This window comes from Priestia sp. FSL W8-0001, assembly GCF_038050335.1.
Lineage (GTDB): Bacteria > Bacillota > Bacilli > Bacillales > Bacillaceae_H > Priestia > Priestia flexa.
Genome location: NZ_JBBPAL010000001.1, coordinates 2,384,139 through 2,407,404 on the forward strand (window position 1 = coordinate 2,384,139; position 23,266 = coordinate 2,407,404).

Genomic DNA, 23,266 nt, shown 5'->3' on the forward strand with positions numbered 1-23,266 from the left:
TTACAACAAGAGACGTTAGGCCAGCTGACCTCCGCGGTACCACTCTTTTTGATTTTAATTCATCGATTAAAATCCACTTTACTTGTACATCACGTACAAACCTTCTAACGGAGGTTATGCGTTAAGATATAATAAGAAGTGAATTCCGTTCCATCTTAAGAGCTCCTGGGCGAGTTCAAGGTCATCTTATACTGTTTCACACCAACCAACAGCTCTCTGTTATAATTAGATCCTCTACTACTCCCAATCAACGCAAAATGTATATTGAAGAATTTAGTCAATTTATTTCGAAAATTTATAATATACGTATCATAAGTCTTTTTCTCTATAGTGTCAACCACTTTTTCTTATTTTTTTCTCTATTTTTCTACAAAATTCGTCATTTTATGCATATATTTTTAACTTACATAGGCACCATGGTATACTGACTATGAAGTAAAAATTTACATATTAGGAGTGGTAATTAATGTCCTCATCTCAGCGTCTTTTACATCATTTTTCAGCTCATCGTAATGTAACAAATATGTTAATTGATAAGATTGAAGAAAATCATTATGATTATCAACCAACACCAACATCTATGTCAGCATATAAACTCACTACACACATGCTTACTTCTTTTTACACATTTGCGAAAGTAGCACAAGAGGGCAACCTTGCTCCATTGGAAGAAAAGCATGATATTGAGCAGAAAAACTTATCGGAATTAGCCTCTCATTATACTGAAAAAACAAAAGACATCCTAGCTTCTTTAACAGACAACCAGTTAAACTGCGTTATCGATACCTCTGCGGTATTTGGTCAAAAGATGCCCGCAAGCCAATTAGTGTCAATGGCAATCGATCATGAAATTCATCATAAAGGTAACTTATTTGTATATGTTCGAGAAATGGGTCATACAGACCTACCTCTATTTGTAAAGTGGGGATAATTCAGCAGCTTAATTGACTAGCAGTCAATTAAGCTGTTTTTTAAGAAGCTTGTAAATAAAGATAGAAGGGTCGTTCTATTTTGTCAGAATTGTGATATAATTTTACTATTCAATCGATTGTCTCTTACGTATTTTTCTCCTTAAGCTGTATTGATTGAACGACATGTTCTCGAACTACCTTTAATAAGGAGGCAGTATCAATATGAACCGCACACTCTCACACTCTTCGTTTATTTCGTCTTTTGGTGGAAATGTAATGAACATGCTCTCTCCTCAAGTTGGTGAAAACATCTTAGAAATTGGCTCAGGTAACGGATACATGGCAAATCAGCTTAGCTCTCTAGGTGTGAACATAACAGGTATTGATTCGTCGGAAAATATGATTGAACAGTCACAGCATCATTACCCTCACGTCCACTTTATGCGCGTCAATGCACTGGATTTAGACTATGAAGATCAGTTTGATGCAGTATTTTCCCAAAACACGCTTCACCTTATTCACCCTCCTACTGTTGTTATTAAAAATATTTATCGTGCGCTCAGACTACAAGGACGCTTTGTGACAGAGTTCAATGGCCAAAACCACCTTTATCCTGTTTTTAACGAGGTGCTGCGCCAGCTTGTCGTTTTCAATATTATTTCATCTAATTTTTCTCTCCCTTTTTATTTTCCGAGTATTGGAGAATACACTTCCTTGCTTGAGCAGCATGGATTCGATGTTCAAAGTGCTATTCATTTCATACAGCCTCTCGTTTTACAGCACGAAGATGGCCTTCGTAACTGGCTTGATACACATGCATCATCTCTTTTCAATAATATAACGCCTGAAACAAAACAAATTATCTTTAATAGAGTTGAAGACAAGTTACAAAAAACATTTTTCAAACAAGACGAATGGTGCTTGCCAGCAGCTTATATTCGCGTACAGGCTGTAAAAACAATCTAACATTACAAATTAGCAAAAAAGCCATGCGGTACTTCACCACATGGCTTTTAGAACGACAAAGACATTATTTAAAATGAAGCATATACCCTTTACCTCGCACTACCTGAATATCAAGCGTTTGTCCTATTTTTTTGCGAACTCGGTACATTAAAGAATTAAGCTCTTCCGGATTAACAAATACATCATTTTTTTCCATCACTCGTTCTGGCCAAACTTGTTTTTTGAGCATTTCTTTTGAAACGAAGGTATCGTGCTGTTGAAGTAAATACGATAAACACGCATATTCCTTCTCTGATAATACATATACTTCATCTTTTACTCTAATCTTTTGAAGTACGGGATCAAGTTCATATTGCTTAGATGTGTGAATCTCATTTAATAGTGGACCTAAATCTAATGTTGCGTCCATGTCTTGGCTAATAAATGTTAAGACAGCTGTATCATTTGCAATTGATATTTGATCCTGATGCTGCAGTGTATATGAGTGAGCGGGAATAAGCTTTTGTCCATTTATTTGCGTCCCATGTTTGCTATTTAAATCAATAAGCTGATAGTTGTTTTCATTGGTAGTGATTTTAAAGTGCTTACGAGAGATGTATGCGCTTTGAAACGCTAAATCAGGCAACCATCCATCTCCTTTTCGTCCAACTATAACAGTAGATTGTTCAAGAGGGACAGATGTTCCATTTACAAACGGAGCACCATGCTGAATAATGAGTGTACCATTCATCTGCATTACCTCTTTTTTCGGAATTTTCTTTATCTTATTATGTAATTATGATTATCGTATTTATTGCGATTGTATGTTACTTTCGATACTATCAACTTATCCACTCTTTTTATAATATATGTTCAATTTGTACAAGTAAATAATTTCAGCAAAGTTTAAGTGGATAGTCATAATTAAACTCATGAATTAAATTACAGTTTATTCTTGATAAACAATAATTAGTTATTTTGGCATATGCATATGTGATTACCTTCACAAATCTTATCTCTAAGCAAGTTACTGGAGGAAACAAAATGAACCGTGTAGCACAAGAAAAAGAAATTAAAGCGATTAAAAGACGTATTGCTGTTGTACTACTAATTATGGGATCGTTCTTATTAACCGGCATAAGCTATGGAATTTATTCTATTATGATGCTGAACCTACATATATGATGATGTAAAAGAGTTTGGGACATAACAAAATGATGGCTTCTAAAAGACGAACACTAGCTGTTCCCATCTCTTTGGTTTGTCTCAACACGTTCGTTCCATTGCGCTACGGCCACTCGCTTTCCGCGGGGAGGAACCTGAGCTTCCTCGCTGCGCTGCGGGATCTCCGTTTTCCCTCTCTTTCCCTCAGGAGTCGAGTGTCCTACGCTCCATTCCATCCTGTTTCCAACATTGTTTTCACAATCAACAAAAAACCTGAACGATTAAAAGTTATGAACTCTCAATCGTTCAGGTATAGTAGAGGCTGAACTACTTATGTCTCAGTCTCTTTTTACTATTCTTTGTTTGCAACACCTGCATCTGCAAATGTAGCCATCTCTTTAATCATCAAAGACGCTGAATGAAGAAGTGGAAACGCGATAGCTGCGCCACTTCCTTCACCAAGACGCATCTGTAAATTTAATAATGGTTCTTTTTTTAAAATGGACAGAGCGAATCGATGACCTGGCTCAACAGATTGATGGCTTGCAAACATATAGTCGGAAGCTAATTCATTCATTTGGACAGCAAACACAGCCGCTGTAGTACAAATAAACCCGTCCACAATGATTGGTATTCGGTATGAAGCTGCTGCAAGCATTGCGCCAACCATTCCTGCAATCTCAAGTCCTCCAAAAGCTGACAAAATGTCAATCGGATCTTTTACATCATATTGTCTATCTGCTAATGCTTGCTCAATTCTTTCTATTTTATGCTTTAGTTGTTGAGAAGTGATTCCTGTACCGCTGCCGACTAGCTCTTCTACTTTATGATTTGTTAAAGCAGCTAGTAGAGCTGTGCTAGAAGTAGTATTGCCAATTCCCATTTCTCCAACAATTAAGCACTTTATTCCTTTGTTAATTAGGCTTGTTGCTTCATTTATACCTATTTCAATCGCTTGTTCAACTTCATTTCTCGTCATTGCATGTTCATTGCAAAAATTGCGCGTACCCATTCTGACTTTTCGGCACGAAAGTTTACTGTGTTGAACAGTAGTGGCAATTCCAATATCCACAAGTTGAAATTGAGCTCCAATTTGCTTACTAAATACGTTAATAGCTGCGCCACCTTCTAAGAAATTAAGCGCCATTTGAGCAGTTACGCTTTTTGGGAAAGCTGATACCCCTTCTTCAACAACCCCATGATCTGCTGCAAATACCAGTACTCCAGGTGGTGTAACGGTTGGAAAAATCTCTTGTGTAATGCCAGCCAAATTAATTACTAGCTCTTCTAACCTTCCTAAACTTCCTTGAGGCTTTGTTAGCGTGTCTATATACTTTGCTGCTGCTTCTGCAGCTTTAACATCTAGAGGTTGAATCTGTATGCTTGTCAAATTGTTGTACACTCCTTATTTTTTCTATATTCCTTACTTTATCAAATACTAAATTAGATTGGCTATATTTTTTACATGCCACTTGTTACAATGCGGCTACTTCACTCTTTTTATAAGTAGTTAACGTATATAAACTCTTGTTTCAACACAATTTATAGAAAAGGCTAAATGTGAAAGGAAGAAAAATGTGAAAGAACAACTCTCCTCTTTTGTTAAACAGCTTAAAGATTCAGTTACTAACGCTGCTAATGAGATTCAACAGAAAGCAAAGATTATGTTATCCCCTGATTGTGCCACTGTTTTTGAGTTATATGAGTGGGTAAAAGAGCATTCTGAAACCCGTATTCAAAAACAATCGCTGCTTAACTTCAGTTATTGTTTTTATTCACTTAAGCTGGACGATGCCAGTTATTATATGGAAACAAAAGATAGCTATCTGCTGTACATGTCGATACAGCAATCCACAGGAGATTCTTTTACTTACAACTCTTACAAGAATTCCATCCATGATAAAATTAGCATTCCGTTTCCCTCAAATCAAAAAAGCACGATTTCCTAAACGAAATCGTGCTTTTTCACTCATAACTGTTATTTACCTTTGCGAACTTTAAAAAGAAAGAAAGCAACGAGAAACCCGCCAATCGCGGTTAACAGTTTCCACATATGTACAATTGGATTGCTCTTCAATTCGTAAGTTTCTCCTTTCCTTTCATAACAACTAACGTACAACTTTATGCATTTCCATACTATACCATAATTTGTTTATAAATTGCAATAAACGATTACTTTTCATAGTGTAGCCATCTTGATTTTTCTCCGCCCATTTTCTCATAAAAATTCTGAGCAACTTCATTATCAACAGCTGTTTCCCAGGATAACCCCACTAAATCATTTTCTTTTACGTATGTTTCACATGCTTGAAATAATTTTTCTCCTACTTTATTTCCGCGATTCATTGGCAATACGTATAGATCGTTTAAAATAGCTGTTCTCTTTAGCTTTAATGTACTGAAGGTTACATAAATGGTTGCAAAACCAAGCAAGCGATTTTGTTCTTCAGCTACGTATTGAACTCCTTTTGATGAATCGGCTAATAATAACTCAAGATGAGAAACTATCTCTTTTCGTGGCGGTTCCGGCTGATGGTAAAAATCAACAATGTATTCTTTCATCAGTGTTGCTAGTCGTTCAACATCCTTTTCAACTGCACATCTAATAACAACCATATGCTCACTCCTCTAGTTAAACTGTATGAAAATTCAACTATTTATTATAGCATAAATTGGATATTTCACAGAACAACCTATTAGATTAATAATCTCTCGAAAGAAAGGCATACGCTGGACAAACTTCCCATATATTATCAATGTACTAGCTTTTTGACAATTAATGAATAACTTTTTATATAGGGTGAGGACTATTTTTACTCGAGCAATCGTCATTTTTTGTGGTAGTTTATTAATCGGCTTAGGACTTAATGGGTTTATTGCACCCCATCATTTATTGGATGGTGGACTTATCGGCTTGGGCTTAGTTATTTATTACATGATTGGCTTGCCAATCGGCATATCCATTTTATTAGTTAATATACCTGTTTTTATTTACGCATTTTTTTACCATCGCAAACATTTTTTCTATGGCAGCATTGGGTTACTCTTTTCTTTTTTTATGACAGAAAAGCTAAACGTTATTGGTGGGAGTATGGAAATACCTTTACTGTTTAGTTCCATAATTGGAGGCGTGCTAACTGGTATGGGAATCGGTTTAATGCTTCGATATGAAGTTAGCTCAGATGGTCTTGATCTTATCGCTTTAATTATTTCAGCAAAGTGGCCGATTAATATTGGTCTTGTTATTTTTCTATTGGACAGCTTAATTATGCTTATCGGCTTACATATCGTGGGTTTTACAGCTTTTTGCTACTCAATGATTGTCATCATGATGAGCAGCTTTATGATTATTACTTTCACTTCAAAGAAATGGATACCATAATAAAAAAAGCGCCATATCCAGGCGCTTTACATATTACCAACGTACATATCTAAATGATGGGGAAGAACCGAAATTGTTGCGGGCGTAGTTGTTTCTTTTTCACCATCACAATCTACAGTCTTCTGTGGAGTAGCGTCAATTGTTACTCGTTTTGTCTTAAAATGTAACAGCTGACTTGTTGGGTCCATTTGCTCTTCTCCAGGCGCTGTTTGAAGCCATTTGATGAGAGGCTCAAAAGCCATTTGTTTGACCACATATACATCTAAAAGCCCATCTTGAAACGAACAATTTCCTAAAACAGCTCGGTTTCCACCAAGGAAAGGACCGTTGCCAATCAAAACCATTACTGCTTCACCCTCATAAGTCGTTTCATCGCTATCAACTTCTACCTCAAAAGGTTCTACTTGGCTAATCGTTCTCCCCACACTCATATAATATGAGAGCTTACCAAACTTTTCTTTCCCATCTTCTAAAATGTTCTCAGAAACGTCTGCTACAAGGCCGATTCCCAGAAGTTTAAAAAGTATTGTTGATTATGCTTGCCAACATCAACTGCAATTTTCTTTTATGCAATAATTTGCTCTACTGCTTTCAATGGATTTTGATTCATGCCAATTGCACGAGAGAAATCATTACATGTTCCTCCTGGAAGAATTGCGAAAACGGGGCATTGTTCAAGCGGTGCAATGGCATTCACAAGCTCATAGATGGTTCCGTCTCCCCTAGCTCCAATAATGACATCCACATCAGAAGCGATTTCTTTTACAATTTCACTTCCATGACCTGGAGCCTCGGTTTCGTATAACTTCACCTCTGAAAAGGCTGTTTTCAATCTATCACAAATAAGTTCAATCGACTCAATTAATTTTTTATTACCTGCGTTTGAGTTTAAGATAACAGCTACTTTCATGTTTGTCTCTCCTATACATTACGTTTATTTGTCAATGTTCCCCTATTTTTATTAAGTTGAAACATGAACTTTTTCTGATGTGAATTTTGAACGTTTTATGACACTCTGTAAAATAAAATATTCTTCTTCTAAAAGCTGATATAATATCTTCCTAGAGTATGGCATTATTTGAAGGAGATGAAGCACGTTATGTCAATTAAATATATGACTCAGCTATTTGCAGCTTGTTTCATATTTCTTTTATCAACGGCAGCAACATGGTATGAGGGATCCAATTTGACTGATGATTCGTTTGAATGGACAGATTCAGCAAAATATACCTCGATTGCTACTACTCCTATTACCTCTGGATACGATATTTCACAGGTGGACTATTTTATCTATGCAGCTAAACTTTATCCATTTTTCCCTATAATGATGCTTATAAGCGGCTTGTACTTACTTATTCTCCTTCTCGTTGCTGCTTTTAAGAATCGTTATTCATATATGAGTTTTTGTTTATTTATGCTAGCAACTCTGCTTTTTTTGCTAGGTTATAAACTATCGGCAAGTCCGTCTATTGGAGGGCTAGCTCTCATGAAAACGTGCTTAACCACCGGTTCTTTCGTGCTGATTTTTAGCTTTTATTATGGTTTAAAATTTATCAGAAACCATAAGATTCCATTCTTATCATCATAATTATTTATCTATTATTAAATAAATTAAAAGCACAAGGGTTTACTTGTATGTAACTGACCCTTGTGCTTTTTTATAGTACAATTTGAAAATATTTTTTTAGCTCTTTCCTAAACTGATCATCCGATATAATAGGTGTTTCTACTTTCTCTAATCCTTTTGTAATTTTTAATGTATTAGATGATTTGGAAGTGTTTTTTCCATTGTCTACCCTTTTCTTCAGTCAGCTTTACATCTTTCTTCTGAAGATTACGGAATATGGTCTGGCATGAGTCTACATGAAATTGCTCATGTAACCCTCGCTGCTATGCCTGCAGGCCAAGAATCTCTATCCCTTGCTATTATAGCCAAGCTGGGCAGAGTCGTATGGTTAATTCCAATTAGCTTTTTGTTTGTTTTACTTATGAAAAAGAAAGAAAAACAAGGGACACCAACAGCTATCAAATTCCCATGGTTTTTAGTGGGTTTTCTTTTAATGAGCATTTTCAACAGCTATATTTTGGGAAGATATATACACATTCCTAATACAATAATGAGTAGCACCCCTGTCTTAACTACGTTCATTTTAACAATGGCAATGGTTGGTTTAGGTTTAAACGTTAACATTAAAACGCTATGCTCTAAATCCGTTCGGCCAATACTAGCAATTATCATTACTTCGTTGCTACTATCAACTATTACCCTAGTGATCATTTAATTCATAAAAAAGAAGCGAATCCTTCAACATCCGCTTCTTTTTAATTCGAGTGTTTATTGTTTTTGTTCCACTGGCGTATAGCCGATATAAGATGACTGCGGACGATAAATACGATTATCTTCTGACTGCTCAAGTACGTGTGCAGTCCATCCTACCAGTCGACTTGCCGTAAAAGTGGGTGTGAACAAATCTGCTGGAAGCTCCACTGCTTTCATAACAGCTGCAGCAAAATATTCTACATTCGTGTAAATTTTTCTTCCTGGCTTATATTCATTTAACAGTCGAATGGTTGTATCTTCAATTTTTACAATAAAATCAAACCATTCGTTATCATCTGATATTTGCTTTGAAACCTCTTTTAAAGCTTCTGCTCTTGGATCATGTGTTCTGTACACACGATGTCCAAATCCCATAATTTTCTCTTTGTTCTCAAGCTTCTGTCGCACCCAAGGCTCAATGTTTTCTGCAGAGCCAATTTCTTGGAACATGCTAATAACACCAGAAGGAGCACCTCCATGTAAAGGTCCTTTCATTGCACCAATCGCTCCGCAAATCGCAGAGACCATGTCTGATTCAGTTGACGCTACCACGCGCGAAGAAAACGTTGATGCGTTCATACCATGCTCAATAGTAAGTACAAAATATGCGCTCAATGCTTTAACTAAGCTTGAATCCGGTACTTCTCCTGTGATCATATACAGATAGTTAGCCACGTGATCTAGATTCTCATTCGGCTCAACAACTTCTAAACCATTCATTTTACGATACCAATAAGCAATAATAGTTGGCGCAATTGCCGTTAATGCAACCGCTTGATTTTTTGTAGGCGGCCAACTGTAAGATGGATCGCCAAGTGCTGAAATGCATGTACGAAGAGCACTCATGACTTCTGTATCTCTCGGTAAACAATCCATTAGCGCTACAATATTTTTTGGTAATACGCGATGTGCTTTCATCTCTTCTTTAAATTCATTAAGCTGTTCATGATTTGGTAACTGTCCGTTCCAAATCAAGTAAGCTACTTCTTCAAATGTATAGTTAATTGCTAAATCTTTCGCCCAGTATCCACGGTAAATCAGCTGACCTTTATCTCCATCAACGTGCCCAACTTTTGTTTCAGCCGCTACAATTCCTTCTAAACCTTTTACATATGTCATTATGACCACTCTCCCCTTTTTATTTTCTCTTTATTTATGAGGTGTTCTTGTAGTCTGATAAATTTCATCTTTCTATTTTATTCTTCTTCTTTATATGTAAGAACAAATCAATGGCGATGTATGAGGAACAACTATTATTATTTCTGTAAATTGAAGGTTCTAAAAACGGTATTTCTGAGGGTATAACCATTAATGATAACGCTTACAACATTGTGTTCTTATACAAAATAAGAAGGTTTATTCTTGTAAAAAAGATGAATTATCATTCAGTTTCCTTATGTAAGAGTTTACATTTTATTGAAACATAAGTAAAATAGATAAATAGAATAAATAGTATGAAAACAAAGAATATTAGTGAGGGGCTTGCTTATGGACATTCGTGAACTGCAACACTTTATGGAAGTTGTGAACCAAAAGAGTTTTACCAAGGCTGCATCTGCTATTCATTTATCTCAACCTGCTTTGAGTAAAATTGTGAAAAAGCTTGAAGAAGAGTTGGGCGTCGATTTATTTGATCGCTCGACTCGCAAACTGACTCTTACAGATGCAGGTCAAGTTGTATATAATCAAAGCCAAAAATTAGTTTCAACATTACATGAGCTTCATGCTCTATTAGATGATCTTAGACACTTACCAACTGGTGAAATTAAAATCGGCATACCACCTTTAATTGGTACCATTGTTTTTCCAATGATTGCAAAAAAGTTTACTAAAAAGCATCCACAAGTAACACTAGAACTCGTGGAATTAGGCGCTAAGCGTATTGTTGAACTTGTTGAGTCTGAACAGGTAGACCTTGGGATTATTGTACTTCCAGTCCAAAACCCAATGTTTCATATTTATCCATTTGTACAAGAAGAGTTTAACTTATATATTCACCATAAACATCCACTTGCTCAAAAGCAGGTCGTATCTCTATCGGAATTAAAAGAAGAACCTTTCATCTTATTTAGCAAAGATTTCTCGCTTCACGACCGTATTATTCATGAATGTATTGAAGCTGGCTTCCAGCCGAAAATTGCCTATGAAAGCTCACAGTGGGATCTTATCATTGAACTCGTAGCTTCTGAACTCGGGATTGCTATTTTGCCAAAATCGGTTTATCCGAAGATTAATAATCCTTTAATACGTAGCATTCCCATTTCTTCTCCAACACCGATGTGGGAGTTAGGTATTATTTTAAAGAAAGAACGCTATATGTCATTTGCTACGCGAGAGCTTCTTAGCTTCTTAGTAGATGAAGAAATTATCCTACCGTCCCATATGATGAAAAAAGAAGAAGCTCAAAATTTACCTACTCCGTAATTTATTAGAAATAAGAATGGTTTACGTTAAATAAAAAAATGGTATAGAACAAAACGTCATGATTTCTTCTCAAAGATGATTCATCACGTTTCTACAATAGTTAAGTTATAAGAATAAGTTCGAAACCAACAAAAGATATCCGAACTATCAAAAGAAGTTAACTTTCGACGGTTCGGATATCTTGTTGACTTAAATACTTATTTTCCAGCTTCTTTTATATAAACATATTCTTATATAAGACCATAAAAAAACACCTTCAACGTAAGAGAAGATGTTAGGAATCGTCTGTACTTGTTTCTTTATAAATTTTGTGCAACATGCGATTAACAAGGACCATGCATACTCCTGCAAGTGCGAAAAGTGCGAACCATTCTTCCATTATCATAACTTTTCCTCCTTTGAAAATCGACTTAGTATATTGTCTTACAAGATAATTCGAACAAGTATCCTGTAAGACAATAATAGCAATTGATACCTAAATTGTAAATAGTATACGCTTACATTTTTAAAATTTTCCGTCTATTCAATGATTAGTGATGACTTCTACTGGTCCATGGTCGTCACAGTGACCATCATGCACATGATGTAGCCTTCCATTTACTAAATAGTCCATATGATCTCCATGGGGTACCATCTCATGACCATAATCCTCTTCATAATTACATCCACACTCTATTAGCTGACATGCATCACGGTTGGTTTCATTTACCGGAATTACACACTCGTCCCAATGGTCATTATGTTTATGGTGTAGGTGACCGTTATGAACATAATCAATATGACCATCATGCATAATTTTCGTATGTCCACATGCTAGGCTATGCTCATGTTTATGTAAACCGCTATGTTCTTTATGCTCCATTTTTCCACCTTCCTACTCTATCTTTATTATGCACATTCCCCTATTTAAAAATCAGCGGAATATTTTAAAGAACAAAAAAAGCTGTGCAGTCGCACAGCTTTCAGTTTGTCGACAAAAGGGATTCGGAATGGTCTCATTCCGAACCCCTTTTTAGCTTTTTATGGGATTTGAAGCTATTTAATAAAAAGACAGACCTCTTCGAGTTCATCATTTAGGCCATTTTTGGACCTTGCCACGTCCAGTTGGCCATCTTCTTCAGGTTCATGGCAGCGAAAGTAAGCATCGCCTGCATCGACAATTTTTTAAGTCCCCTTAACGTTGTCCAACGCATGCCATGCTTTTCTTTTCCATCTGCGAATACACGCTCAATGGTTTCTTTACGTTTGGCATAAATCTCTTTCACCTCTGCGTGATAGCGAAGATGGTCTGCCTCTTCTACGTATTCCTGCCAAATATGACGCGTCACCACTTTCTGGTGGTCTTTACTCTCCGTACATCTGGCTAAAAATGGGCATGTCGCACAAATCTGTTTTGGCGATTTGTACTCCCGATATCCTTCTTTATTCGTTGTCGAGTAGGCCAAGATCTCACCTGCCGGGCAAAGATAACAGTCAAAGTATTCGTCATACACATAGTCATGTTTTCGGAAAAAACCTTTTTTCGTACGTGGTCGTGTGTATGGCAAGGCAGGGGTCATCCCCTGTTCCAATAAGTAACGGGTAATCGCAGGAGTTTTGTACGCGGCATCTGCGGCGACCGCTTCAGGCTTTCCGACTCTCTCGATGACCTTTCCGACCAATGGCTCTAAAATCTGACTATCATGTGTGTTGCCAGGTGTGACCATGGTGCCAAGCACAAAACCGTTACGATCCGCGGCTGCGTGAAAAGAATAGGCGAACTGCTTCGTCCGTTCATCCTTCACATAGTAACCACTCTCTGGATCGGTGGTGCTTTCTTTGATTTCTTTCTTCTCTTCCTTCTCAAACTTGTCCGGAGGAAATGGTTTTTTTCCGTGATCTTCCCGGTCCTGGTTAATCTCTTCTTGAAGGCGTTCCTGATACGCGCGTGTCTCTTTGCGAACGACTTTCTTTTCAAATTTGCGTTTGTTCGCACTCGCTTTAACATGGGTCGAATCCACGAAAACGTGCTCGGCACTGATTAGCTTTTTCTCGGCAGCTTCCTTTAAGATGCGATAGAAAATCTGTTCAAACAGATCGGTATCTTTAAAACGGCGTTCATAGTTTTTTCCGAACGTAGAGAAATGAGGCACTTTATCGTGGAAACCATACCCAAGGAACCAGCGATAGGCCATATTGGTTTCCACTTGTTCAATCGTTTGGCGCATGGACCGGATTCCAAACGTGTATTGAAGGAAGGTCAATTTAATTAAGATGACAGGATCAATACTGGGACGACCGATTTCTGAATACATGTCCTTCACCAAGTCATAGATGAACGAAAAATCAAGTGCTGCCTCTATTTTACGAACCAAGTGGCTGGCCGGTACCAATTGATTTAACGTAATCATTTCTAATTGATCTCGTTGAATGGGATTATGTTTCGAAAGCATGTCAATCACCTCAAGTTATGTAGTACTTCCATTGTAAAATAAAAAAGACTGTAGGCAAACTGGATTTCTTCCAGTTTGTCTACAGTCTGAAAGCTGTGCAGTCGCACAGCTTTTTTACCCAACAGAATGTTTAATGTTTACGAGATCACTTAAATTATTCATATAGATAATCTGATTACCAAATGAATTCCCCTTTAACATTTCTGTATGAGATGGTTTCATGCCTATGATGTAACAGGTAACTCCCATAATATCAAACGAACGCATAAAGGATGAAAAGGCGTGGATGCCTTCCGGTTTCAGTTCATCAATTCCTGAAAAGTCAAAGAGCATAATGGAATAGTGGCCATCATATGTAGCATCTTGGAGCACTTTGGAATTTTCTGCTACGAGCTGCTCGTCTAAATCGCCAAACAGTGGAATAAGAGCTACCTTTTCAGAAAGCTTAATGAAAGAAGCTGATAGTTGCTTAATCCGCTTTAGTGAAGCTTCTAAGCTCTCTTTTTTCTGCAGTAGTTCAAAGTCTGTATGTGCAAGTCGCTTTTGGTGAGCGTGAACCATCCTTGTTAGCTCTTTAATACGCTCATCTTGATAAATACAAACTAAATGCCCAACTTCTTCATCCCACTGTATGAAACATTCAAATAAAGCATATGGTGATTGCTCAGTTTGCAACACAAGCTCTACCTTTTGCATGGTGTAGTCTTTTTCTTCTACAAGCGTTGTGTGCAGCTGTTTTTCACTTTTTTCTTTGTCGTCTTTTACGATATACTCTGTTCTTAAATATTTTTTGGCTTTTTCTTTGCTGAACGTATCAACAACATCTAAGAAGTTATCGACCGGCGCAAAAGTGGTCATCGCTAGCTTGGAACGATTTAAAATTTTAAAATTTCGGTCCACAGTAAAATATGGAACAGGAGCACTTTTAAGCATCGACATGTATGTCCACCCCTTTTTTATAACGTAATAACCATTCATTTAGTTCGTTTAAACTTGGCATTTGTTTTGCTTTTTCAAGTATAGTACTTGCAACGTGATTTGTCGCAATGAGTCTTCCACCAACTAAAGTAATTGGTTTTGGGTTTAAATCTTCTAACATATTTACATATTGCGGAAGCTGATCTAAATGATACGAAATGCTAGCGGATAATGCTACGATATCAGGCTGCCAGTCCTTTGCCATAACCTCCGCTGCTTCCTTTGGCAAGTCTGCTCCTAAAAACCGCGTATCGAATCCATGTTCTTCAAATAGAAGCGAGACCATCTTTAATCCAATAAAATGCTGTTCTTCTTCTAAACAAAACAACATCACTTTTCCGTACTCTTTTTTGCTTTCACTTGTCATTTCTTTATAAAATCCATAGCGTGTTAATACATAATCACAGGTTGTAGTCGCTACATGCTCGTCTGCAACCGTAACGATATTCTTTTCCCAAAGCGTGCCAATATAGTACATAGCAGGCGTCAAAAGACTTTCATAAATATCTAAGCTACTTGCTCCTTTTTGTAAAGCTTCTTCTACTATATCCCACGCACTATCTTGATTTCCTGAAAGTAACTGATTAACTAACCTCAAGGTTTGAGATTTCAATGTTTCTCACCTCAGTCCATCATTTATCACTTTTTACCAATTAAAATAAGAAAGCGAGAAAGCCCTAAAGAACTTTCTCGCTAAAGGTTGTATCTTTCTATTTAAAAGTTTTAATTTTATTCAACCTTATCATATAAATATAAGGCCAACAACTGAAACTAGTGTATTTATGGACAAATAGTATAAACCTCCCTATTTATTCACCTTAAACTTATCTATATTCCCTGTTTCCTTCAATTTACTCTTTATTTTGATTAATTTCACACTATCTTTTATTTTTGGTCAAAACATGCATAACTTGGTTCATTCGCGGGTATCAAAAAGATATAAGATTCAAATACACTATCAGGAGGTTGTTATTATGTCATTTATTTGGATGCTTATTGTAGGTGGACTTATTGGTTGGTTAGCTGGTATCATTACTGGAAAAGGTGTCCCAGGAGGGATTATCGGTAACATTATCGCTGGTTTTATCGGAGCTTGGTTAGGTGGACTTATTTTTGGAAACTGGGGTCCTGAGATGGGCGGATTCGCCATTGTACCTGCCATTATTGGTTCAATCATTTTAGTATTAATCGTAAGTTTCGTTATGAGAAAAATGCGTAGAAACCACGCTTAACATTGAAAAACGCTGCTTTGTAAAGCAGCGTTTTTTTCGTGAGTCAAAATATTTGAATCAAAAATACCCTTCTTGTTACACTGAGTCTATCCTTACTTAAAAGGATTGCATACAAAGACTGGTTTTGAAGGAGATGAACGAATAATGACTCGCTATTCTAAGCTATTTGAACAAACACAATTAGAAGGTCTACAATTGAAAACAAAAACTGCAATGGCTCCAATGACACGTTGCTTTGCAGATGATGAAACAGGTGTTGTAAATACAGAAATTGCTGAGTACTATCGTCGTCGCGCTAAAGACGGCATCGGCCTCATTATCTCAGAAGGTGTTGTCATTAGTGATCGCGCAAAAGGAAATCCAGGTGTTCCAGGAATCTATACGCAAGAGCAAATTGAAGCTTGGAAAGAAGTAACCAATGCCGTTCACGACGAAGGCGGTACAATTATTGCGCAAATTTGGCATGTAGGGCGTTTAAGTCACCATGAATTAATTAAAGGCCAACAGCCTCAAGCTCCTTCTGCCATCGCTGCAGCTGGTCAAGTTCCTCGCTTCCGTAAACCTTATGAAATACCAGAAGAAATGACAAAAGCAGATATTAAAGAAGTTGTTGCTCAATATGCTCAAGCTGCTAAAAATGCCCTTGAAGCTGGATTTGACGGTGTTGAAATTCACGGTGCACACGGCTACTTAATTGATCAGTTTAACTCTGAGTTTTCAAACAAGCGCACAGATGAATACGGTGGAGATTTAAAACAACGATTAACATTCATGAAAGAAGTCATTTCTGCCGTGATTAATGCAATTGGTGCAGAACGTGTTATAATTCGTTTTTCTCCGCATAAGGTCGATGCGCCTGAATACAGATGGGATGATGCTGAAAAAGCAATTCAAACCTATGTTGAAGCATTTAAAGAAGTTGGCGTGAAAATAATTCACCCTTCAATGCTTAACTTTTACGAAGATGTAAAAGACGGTAAGAACCTTTATGAAATTGTTCGAAACTACTGGAGCGGCCCTATTATCGGAGTTGGTGATTTAACACCAGAATCTGCAGAACGTGCTCTAGAAGCTGGCTGGATTGACGTAGCCGCTATTGGACGCCCACTTATTTCAAACCCTGACTATTTACATCGTATTCAACAAGGTGAGCCTCTTGTAGAGTACGATGCTGCGACACACTTACCAAAACTAATTTAATAATCGTAAAAGAGCGGCCTATAGCCGCTCTTTTTTTGTTAGACTCCTCCCTTTTCTATTCTCTCTTGTTGTTGAAAAACATATTGAATGACTCTACTATAAGATTTTAGAGCTATAAGCACCTTTTTAGCAGTAGTATTTCCCATCTTGCTATTTACAGGGTTATTTACTAGCTCTCCTAAAGAGTTTGAAGTAAAAAATAACAGCGCTGAAAAAGAGCAAGATTCAAAGCGTGAGCTTCAATAATAAAGATATGTTTTAATCATATTCATTCACCTCATTTTAAAAGTGAGGCATCAAAAGTAGCTTTTCGTTACGTGTGAAAAGAGACATGGAACACCTTATGTTGCCTCTATTTATAGCTCTGTACAAATTGGGGTCATCAGTGCCCATTCCCCTTCACCTCGCATATCAATACTGTATTTCTTCATGGATACTTTTTAAGTGTAAACCATCTCTAACAAAAAGCAATAAAAAAACGAAGCCAGAGATCCCCTCGGCTTAAAGGGTCCTGGCTTCATCTATATAATATAAGGGGTTAAATAAAACGTACCTTTATTATAGCATATAATTAATGGTCGTATTTTCCTCTTATAGAAAATAGTTCTTATTTCGCACCTTTTCCCAGTTCTCTTTCTTTACGAACCTGCTTAGCAAAGAATAATTCATATACAACTGGAATGATAATTAAGGTTAATAAAGTAGAAGATGTTAGACCACCAATAACCGTTATTGCTAGACCTTTAGAGATCAATGTTCCACTTGATGTTGTCAAAGCAAGCGGGATCAGCGCTGCAATTGTTGCAAAGGCTGTCATTAGGATTGGACGTAAGCGCGTTTTACCAGCTTCAATAAGCGATTCGCGAATTGTCATACCTTTTTGTTCTCTATTTTGGGTAATTCGGTCTACTAATACAATAGCGTTTGTCGTTACAATTCCAATTAACATTAGGAAACCAATCATTACGCTAACAGATAGAGGCTCTTTTGCGATCACTAAGCCAATTAGTGAACCAATTGGAACAAAGATTAACGACGATAAAATAATAAATGGTATACGAGCTTTACCAAACGTAATGAGCATCGTCAAGTAAACAAGACCAATGGCTGTTAAAATAGCCAATCCTAAAGATTGGAAGATTTCTACGGTTTCATCACTACCGCCTCCACCTTCAAGACTTACCCCTTTTGGTAAATTAAGCTTCTCTACACCCTCTACTACGTCTTGCGTCACTTTTTGAATATTTTCGTCTTTAATATCCGCTTCAACGCGAGCAAACACTTTTCCATCTAATTTTTGAATGGATGTAAATGTATCAATTTCGCTTACATTAGCAATATCTTTTACTGCTACTGGTCCTCTTTGTGTAAAGATTTGCAGATCTTCAATTGCTTTTGTTGAACTAATATCTTCATCATAAGAAAGCTGAACTGCACGATTTGTTCCATCTAACGTTAGGTCACCTACTGATACAGGTTTTGTTTGATCGGTAATCGTTCCCACAAGCTGGAATCCAGATACACCATACTCAGATGCTTTATCTTGATTGACTTCAACCACAAGCTGCTTTTGTTTATCAGAGAAATTATTTTTTACGTACTTTAAGTTATCATACGTATTTAAATAATTTTCTACTTCTTTTGCCGCCGTTTGTAAGTCATCTAAGTCAGATGAGAATAAATCCACCGTTACGTTGTTATTAGTTGGTGGTCCACCTGTTGAAGCTTCAGATACGCTTAGTGTTGCTTTTGGAGACTCTTCTCCTACAATGTCTTCCATCTTACTTTGAAGTTCATCAATATACGCATCTACATGTACGCCATCTTTCAGATTTAAGAAATAACCGATCTGATTTGGTCGCTTTACGCCAGTTGCAAAGTCGCGTGAACCGACTTCTGTTGTTACCTCTTTTACTTCATCTTCGTTTGCAAATAGCTCCTCCACTTTTAACGACACTTCATTTGTACGTTCTAAAGAAGTAGACGAAGGTAGCAGAACATTTGCCTGTAAAAGCCTTTGTTCTTCGTTTGGAATGAATGTGAAGCCAAGCGATGGAACAAGAGCAAATGAACCAAATAATAGTAAGAAAGATAGAATTAAAATTTTAATCTTATGGTTTAGTGACCATGCAATCGCTTTTGCATATCCACGCTGAATTTTACCCTCTTTCTCTTCTGCTGGTACCTTCTTAAACGCAAATTTTGCTAAAATCGGGACGATTGTAACCGCAACAAGAAGAGATGCTAATAATGAAAATACTACTGTTAGAGCAAATGGTAAGAAGAACTCACCAGTAATTCCACCGACAAAACCGATTGGTAAAAATACAACAACAGTTGTAATAGTCGATGATGTAATGGCTTTTAATATCTCTTTTGTTGAAGATTCAACTAATTCATCAGAAATGCCTTCTTCTGATTTTCGAACACGCCTAAAGATATTTTCAATAACTACGATACTATCATCCACAACGCGCCCAACTGCTACTGCCATTCCACCTAGTGTCATGATATTTAATGAAATATCCAGTCCATTTAAGAAAATAGCTGAGACAAGAAGTGAAAGTGGAATCGAGATAATTGAAATAATGGTAGCACGGAAGTTGCGCAGGAAGATTAGCACTGCAATTGAAGCGAACAACGCCCCCAGCAATCCTTCTTTTACTAACGTTTCAACTGACTTTTCAATTCCTTCTGCTGAATCAAATCCAATAGCATAGTTAATATCATCATCATATTTTTTCAACACTTCTAATGCATCATTGGCAACTTGAACCGTATTTGCATCCTGTTTCTTTGTAATAGCCATTGTTAGCGCCTCTTGTTGATTATAGCGCGTGTATTCTCCTTGCTCACTCACTTCTTCAATCGTTGCAATATCACCAAGTAAAACTGGTGGAGCTTCGGGATTAACTGTAGATTTTAGCTCAACTTCTTTTAATGCATCAATTGTATCTAGTTTCTCTTCAACTCGAACAGGAATTTGGAGTTCTTCACCGTTTACAGTTCCTGCTGGAAACGATACGGACTTTTGGTTAATTTGCTCTTTGATTTGTTCAAGCGTCAGACCAGCTGCCACTGCTTTTTCTTTATCCAACGTAATTTGTAAAAGATCATCCTTTACGCCACCAACAGATACAGAGTTAATCCCTTCAATTTTATTTAATTCTGGGATAATTTCGCTGTCTAAAAGCTTTTCAACTTCTGCATCACCTTCAGCAAATAAAGAAATGTTCATAATCGGGAAAGTACCAAATGAAAAGCGGTTCACATCAACCGTCGATGATTCTGGTAAATCTAAATCTTTTGTTATAGTGTCAATTTGTTGTTCAACTTCATCTAAATCCGTATTGAACGGAAATTCTAAATTAATAATCCCCACGTTCTCGTAAGAAACACTTTGAACGCTTTTAACGCCTTCAAGACCTTTTAACTGCTCTTCTAACTTCGATGTTACTTGTTCGTTTACATCACTAGGAGAAGCCCCAGGATATACAGCTTCAATCGATAGCTGTGGAAATTCAATATTAGGTAATAAGTCAATTTTCAACCTTGAAAATGAGAATAATCCAGCTACGATAAGCAGAAACGATAAAATGAATACTGCTACTGCATTCTTTAAGCTAAACTTTGTCAAGAAATTCATAAATAGCCCCCGTATATTTTATTAGTCGTATTTTACATGTGTAATGTAGTGAGTACCAGCGGGTCAGTTTTAAAAAAAAGAAATCAGTAGCAACCTTCTAGGAAAAGGTCAACTGTAAACGTTGCATAACGTTCAATTTCTTTTTCTGACACATTTTTGTTAGATACAATATCTATTCTATACCCATTTAGCATGCTACAAAACGCTTTTGAATGTAAAGCTGTATCTTCAAGTCCCTCTTCTTTCATCAAGTCTGATACTAGGGAATGATAATCATCAAAAAAACGATGCAAACGCTCCATCATTCCAGGCATTTGATGGGGAGCTTGCCAAAACGAATCTGGGTACTTTCTTGTGTTATAAAAAAAGTACAGGTGATGTCTTGCAATTGAATAAAGCTTTTGCCTAAATGTTTCACAGCGATCGGTTTCTCGCTTTGCGTTAGCAATGAAGTAAAGAAAAGAGCGATCATTAACCGCAATATATAAGCTTTCTTTTGAAGGAAAGTAAAGGTAAAGTGTCCCTTTCGACACACCCGCTTTTTTAGCAATATCAATCATTTTAGCATCATGATAACCATTTGCTCCAAATACAACAAACGCTGCATCAAGGATATTTTCCTTTTGTTCTATTCCTTTTGTCATATTTCCAAACCCTTTCCTGCCTCTTATTACACGTGTAAAACAGGATTAACGTATCGAGACTGAACGTAAATAAATGAATGTACAGTTTCATCATTTACTATATATACTCATAAAAGATAACGTTATACCTTGTCAACTCATAGTGTGCTCTTTTTTAATTATCTTTTGAATCTTTTGTGACAGCGACCATTGATGCTTGTAACGGTTGCATCTACATGGTACATTTTTCACGACAGTTAAAAAAATCATACATTTGGAGGATGAACCAAGATGTTAAGATCATCGATTGGCCGCTTACGTTTGTTAAGTATTGTAGAAGGCATTTCATATCTACTTTTACTATTCATTGCTATGCCTTTAAAATATTTAGCTGGTATTCCTGAGGTTGTATCCGTCGTTGGAGCTGCCCATGGTGCTCTGTTCGTATTATACATACTTGCTGCTGTGCACGTAAAATTTGAGCATAGAAAAACAATTTTATGGGGCATCTATGCGTTTATTTTATCTTTTATTCCTTTTGGAACGTTCTATTTAGACAAGCAATTAAAACATGAGCAATAAATAAATCACGCCAAGAAACTGGCGTGATTTATTTATTATTAGGAAAGCTTGTTAAACTGTTCAATGGTTTTCCACCATTTAAAGGAATGTGGTTTTAAAAGCCTTCCTATTTCTTCAGATGTTATGTGTTGTTCAGAAAGCATTTCATACATAGTCTCAAACAAGCCTATCGTTATGCTTTCTTTTACTTCAGCTTCACCTTCTGTATATAATCGTTCAATGGTTTCAAATATCTCAGATTCATGGGCTAATTGATTATTAAATTCTAATGAAATTAAGTGAGAAGCAAAGCGCTTGAGCTCTTGCTGCAAACCTTCTATTGTTGTTGTATTCACCTCTTCATCATATTGAAATGATGGACTTGCATCAGTTAACAATGGAATAACTTCGCCCTTTGTAATCATATGTTTCCCTACCTTATTTGTAATCTAAATATAGTAATATACTTCTTATTTACCCATTGTTATTATACTTAAACGTGAAGATTGAATCATACTGTTTGTAATTCATCAAGAGAGGTTACTAATATAGACGCTTTTATGTATTACCCTACACTAAGCGTAAGTGCACCGACAATTGCTATAATTGGAAAGGTACTGATCAACCCAATCTCTATCATCATAAATTTTGTTAGAAACCCTCGGAACTGCTGTTTTTCTATCCTGTTTGCCACCTGTTGGTGAGTTTGATAAATGCGAAGCATCGCTCCAATCCAAACGACAGCCACAATAATTAATGGACTCATGCTTGAAGCAGGTTCTGGGTTCATAAATGCTAATACGATTAAAATTAACGGAACAATTTCTACTACCGCGTGTTTAATAAAAAACATAGTCTGAATACGAACAAGATCTTGATAAATCTCATTATCTGTTTTGTCTTCCTGTAGCTTACCTTCAATTGTATAAATGGTTGACTGATAAATAAACATCATTCCGATAACGGCAATTAGTGCTCCGATGATAAAATACCATATGCTCATTACAAATTTCCTTTCTAATAAAAAGACGGTATATTGCTAGAAAATCTAACGTAAACATTTTATCATTTTATGCTTCATTCGTCTTATAGATTTATAAGAAAGAACTGTTTATAATGAGAAATGAACTATTTTACTAGAAAGTTTGTCTATTGGAGGAAATTATTATGATTTTAAACTATAAAAATCAAGCAACAGGTCATCGTATGAATAATGGTTGGAATTTCTTTTATGCAGCTAACCTAACAATGTGGAGAAAAGATGAAAAATATTTACTATTAGATGAAAATCAAGATATCGTACTCATTTTTGGCTTTAAAAAAGAGGAAATTATCCTTGAAAAGATTCAAACGTGGGGATATACCTTTAATATTCACCCAGAAAAAAAGCAGATTTCTTGTTTGCAACGTCAAGAAGAAATTGGCGAACAAGAAATGAATTAAACAAA

Annotated in this window: 24 protein-coding genes, 2 pseudogenes and 1 other annotated feature; of the genes and pseudogenes, 12 read left to right on the plus strand and 14 right to left on the minus strand. The window is 36.5% G+C overall.

Translation table 11 applies throughout. The features are described from left to right. Positions 1–5 precede the first annotated feature (5 nt). Positions 6–260 (minus strand) — a binding site (T-box leader). 206 nt (positions 261–466) lie between these two features. Together MKZ18_RS12650 and MKZ18_RS12655 are read left to right on the plus strand one after the other, a co-directional pair. Then, positions 467–931 carry a DinB family protein gene (locus tag MKZ18_RS12650; RefSeq protein WP_340842510.1) on the plus strand — a complete coding sequence of 155 codons (465 nt, stop codon included), beginning with the start codon at positions 467–469 and terminating at the stop codon, positions 929–931. A 202-nt stretch (positions 932–1,133) separates the two neighbouring features. Continuing rightward, entirely contained in the window at positions 1,134–1,877 is a 744-nt protein-coding gene (locus tag MKZ18_RS12655; protein ID WP_025909986.1) for a class I SAM-dependent methyltransferase, read from the plus strand. 64 nt (positions 1,878–1,941) lie between these two features. Here the strand turns inward: MKZ18_RS12655 and MKZ18_RS12660 are convergent, their stop codons facing one another. Further along, positions 1,942–2,607: an FHA domain-containing protein gene (locus MKZ18_RS12660; RefSeq protein WP_061786599.1), complete on the minus strand. Its 666-nt coding sequence runs from the start codon at positions 2,605–2,607 to the stop codon at positions 1,942–1,944. 293 nt (positions 2,608–2,900) lie between these two features. Here MKZ18_RS12660 and MKZ18_RS12665 point away from each other — a divergent pair, with 293 nt between their 5' ends. After that, positions 2,901–3,041 carry a hypothetical protein gene (locus tag MKZ18_RS12665; RefSeq protein WP_186317491.1) on the plus strand — a complete coding sequence of 47 codons (141 nt, stop codon included), beginning with the start codon at positions 2,901–2,903 and terminating at the stop codon, positions 3,039–3,041. A 331-nt stretch (positions 3,042–3,372) separates the two neighbouring features. On the opposite strand, the gene cobT is transcribed toward MKZ18_RS12665, so the two are convergent. Then, positions 3,373–4,410, minus strand: a complete 1,038-nt coding sequence (cobT, locus tag MKZ18_RS12670; RefSeq protein WP_251385401.1) for a nicotinate-nucleotide--dimethylbenzimidazole phosphoribosyltransferase — start codon at positions 4,408–4,410, stop codon at positions 3,373–3,375. A gap of 187 nt (positions 4,411–4,597) precedes the next feature. Between cobT and MKZ18_RS12675 the strand changes: the two genes are divergently transcribed. After that, the gene (locus MKZ18_RS12675; RefSeq protein ID WP_061785297.1) at positions 4,598–4,969 is read left to right on the plus strand and encodes a hypothetical protein; all 372 of its coding nucleotides are present in this window, start codon (positions 4,598–4,600) and stop codon (positions 4,967–4,969) included. A 223-nt stretch (positions 4,970–5,192) separates the two neighbouring features. Here MKZ18_RS12675 and MKZ18_RS12680 read toward each other — a convergent pair whose 3' ends face one another. Then, a complete protein-coding gene (locus MKZ18_RS12680; RefSeq protein WP_025909982.1) occupies positions 5,193–5,636 on the minus strand; it encodes a GNAT family N-acetyltransferase in 444 nt (147 codons plus the stop codon). Positions 5,637–5,799: 163 nt separating this feature from the next. On the opposite strand from MKZ18_RS12680, the gene MKZ18_RS12685 reads away from it, so the two are divergent. Then, the gene (locus MKZ18_RS12685; protein WP_061785296.1) at positions 5,800–6,402 is read left to right on the plus strand and encodes a YitT family protein; all 603 of its coding nucleotides are present in this window, start codon (positions 5,800–5,802) and stop codon (positions 6,400–6,402) included. A 26-nt stretch (positions 6,403–6,428) separates the two neighbouring features. On the opposite strand, the gene MKZ18_RS12690 is transcribed toward MKZ18_RS12685, so the two are convergent. Together MKZ18_RS12690 and MKZ18_RS12695 are read right to left on the minus strand one after the other, a co-directional pair. Further along, on the minus strand, positions 6,429–6,827 hold the full coding sequence (locus MKZ18_RS12690; protein WP_251385402.1) for a diacylglycerol/lipid kinase family protein: 399 nt from the start codon (positions 6,825–6,827) through the stop codon (positions 6,429–6,431). A 140-nt stretch (positions 6,828–6,967) separates the two neighbouring features. Beyond that, on the minus strand, positions 6,968–7,312 hold the full coding sequence (locus tag MKZ18_RS12695; RefSeq protein ID WP_341344552.1) for an acylglycerol kinase family protein: 345 nt from the start codon (positions 7,310–7,312) through the stop codon (positions 6,968–6,970). Between the two features lie 189 nt (positions 7,313–7,501). Between MKZ18_RS12695 and MKZ18_RS12700 the strand changes: the two genes are divergently transcribed. Both MKZ18_RS12700 and MKZ18_RS12705 read left to right on the plus strand, forming a co-directional pair. Beyond that, a complete protein-coding gene (locus tag MKZ18_RS12700) occupies positions 7,502–7,990 on the plus strand; it encodes a DUF4306 domain-containing protein (protein WP_061785294.1) in 489 nt (162 codons plus the stop codon). Positions 7,991–8,183: 193 nt separating this feature from the next. Then, a pseudogene (locus tag MKZ18_RS12705) lies at positions 8,184–8,684 on the plus strand (YeiH family protein); the annotation flags it as partial. A 53-nt stretch (positions 8,685–8,737) separates the two neighbouring features. On the opposite strand, the gene MKZ18_RS12710 reads toward MKZ18_RS12705, so the two are convergent. Continuing rightward, complete coding sequence (locus tag MKZ18_RS12710; protein WP_025909974.1) at positions 8,738–9,841, minus strand: citrate synthase/methylcitrate synthase; 1,104 nt, start codon at positions 9,839–9,841, stop codon at positions 8,738–8,740. Between the two features lie 369 nt (positions 9,842–10,210). Between MKZ18_RS12710 and MKZ18_RS12715 the strand changes: the two genes are divergently transcribed. Further along, positions 10,211–11,146: a LysR family transcriptional regulator gene (locus MKZ18_RS12715; protein ID WP_062687217.1), complete on the plus strand. Its 936-nt coding sequence runs from the start codon at positions 10,211–10,213 to the stop codon at positions 11,144–11,146. A gap of 523 nt (positions 11,147–11,669) precedes the next feature. Here MKZ18_RS12715 and MKZ18_RS12720 read toward each other — a convergent pair. The 4 genes from MKZ18_RS12720 to MKZ18_RS12735 form a co-directional block, all read right to left on the minus strand. Then, positions 11,670–12,008, minus strand: coding sequence for a hypothetical protein (locus tag MKZ18_RS12720; RefSeq protein ID WP_138116836.1), 339 nt, complete (start codon positions 12,006–12,008; stop codon positions 11,670–11,672). Positions 12,009–12,219: 211 nt separating this feature from the next. Beyond that, positions 12,220–13,578, minus strand: coding sequence for an IS1182 family transposase (locus MKZ18_RS12725; RefSeq protein WP_144594447.1), 1,359 nt, complete (start codon positions 13,576–13,578; stop codon positions 12,220–12,222). 114 nt (positions 13,579–13,692) lie between these two features. Next, on the minus strand, positions 13,693–14,517 hold the full coding sequence (locus MKZ18_RS12730; RefSeq protein WP_144594105.1) for a hypothetical protein: 825 nt from the start codon (positions 14,515–14,517) through the stop codon (positions 13,693–13,695). Continuing rightward, positions 14,504–15,169, minus strand: a complete 666-nt coding sequence (locus tag MKZ18_RS12735) for a cobalamin B12-binding domain-containing protein (RefSeq protein ID WP_076512432.1) — start codon at positions 15,167–15,169, stop codon at positions 14,504–14,506. The genes MKZ18_RS12730 and MKZ18_RS12735 overlap by 14 nt, the downstream gene beginning before the upstream one ends. 361 nt (positions 15,170–15,530) lie before the next feature. Between MKZ18_RS12735 and MKZ18_RS12740 the strand changes: the two genes are divergently transcribed. Continuing rightward, positions 15,531–15,788 carry a GlsB/YeaQ/YmgE family stress response membrane protein gene (locus tag MKZ18_RS12740; RefSeq protein WP_061785287.1) on the plus strand — a complete coding sequence of 86 codons (258 nt, stop codon included), beginning with the start codon at positions 15,531–15,533 and terminating at the stop codon, positions 15,786–15,788. A 156-nt stretch (positions 15,789–15,944) separates the two neighbouring features. Then, a pseudogene (locus MKZ18_RS12745) lies at positions 15,945–16,988 on the plus strand (alkene reductase); the annotation flags it as partial. 607 nt (positions 16,989–17,595) lie between these two features. Here the strand turns inward: MKZ18_RS12745 and MKZ18_RS12750 are convergent. Together MKZ18_RS12750 and MKZ18_RS12755 are read right to left on the minus strand one after the other, a co-directional pair. Then, positions 17,596–20,634: an efflux RND transporter permease subunit gene (locus tag MKZ18_RS12750; protein WP_144594104.1), complete on the minus strand. Its 3,039-nt coding sequence runs from the start codon at positions 20,632–20,634 to the stop codon at positions 17,596–17,598. An 83-nt stretch (positions 20,635–20,717) separates the two neighbouring features. After that, complete coding sequence (locus MKZ18_RS12755; RefSeq protein ID WP_061785284.1) at positions 20,718–21,278, minus strand: TetR/AcrR family transcriptional regulator; 561 nt, start codon at positions 21,276–21,278, stop codon at positions 20,718–20,720. A 270-nt stretch (positions 21,279–21,548) separates the two neighbouring features. Here MKZ18_RS12755 and MKZ18_RS12760 point away from each other — a divergent pair, with 270 nt between their 5' ends. Further along, entirely contained in the window at positions 21,549–21,839 is a 291-nt protein-coding gene (locus MKZ18_RS12760; RefSeq protein ID WP_025909967.1) for a DUF3817 domain-containing protein, read from the plus strand. Positions 21,840–21,877: 38 nt separating this feature from the next. On the opposite strand, the gene MKZ18_RS12765 is transcribed toward MKZ18_RS12760, so the two are convergent. Further along, positions 21,878–22,243, minus strand: a complete 366-nt coding sequence (locus tag MKZ18_RS12765) for a DUF7674 family protein (RefSeq protein ID WP_025909966.1) — start codon at positions 22,241–22,243, stop codon at positions 21,878–21,880. Between the two features lie 140 nt (positions 22,244–22,383). After that, on the minus strand, positions 22,384–22,821 hold the full coding sequence (locus MKZ18_RS12770) for a hypothetical protein (RefSeq protein ID WP_341344553.1): 438 nt from the start codon (positions 22,819–22,821) through the stop codon (positions 22,384–22,386). A gap of 164 nt (positions 22,822–22,985) precedes the next feature. Between MKZ18_RS12770 and MKZ18_RS12775 the strand changes: the two genes are divergently transcribed. Continuing rightward, on the plus strand, positions 22,986–23,261 hold the full coding sequence (locus MKZ18_RS12775; RefSeq protein WP_025909964.1) for a hypothetical protein: 276 nt from the start codon (positions 22,986–22,988) through the stop codon (positions 23,259–23,261). Positions 23,262–23,266 lie beyond the last annotated feature (5 nt).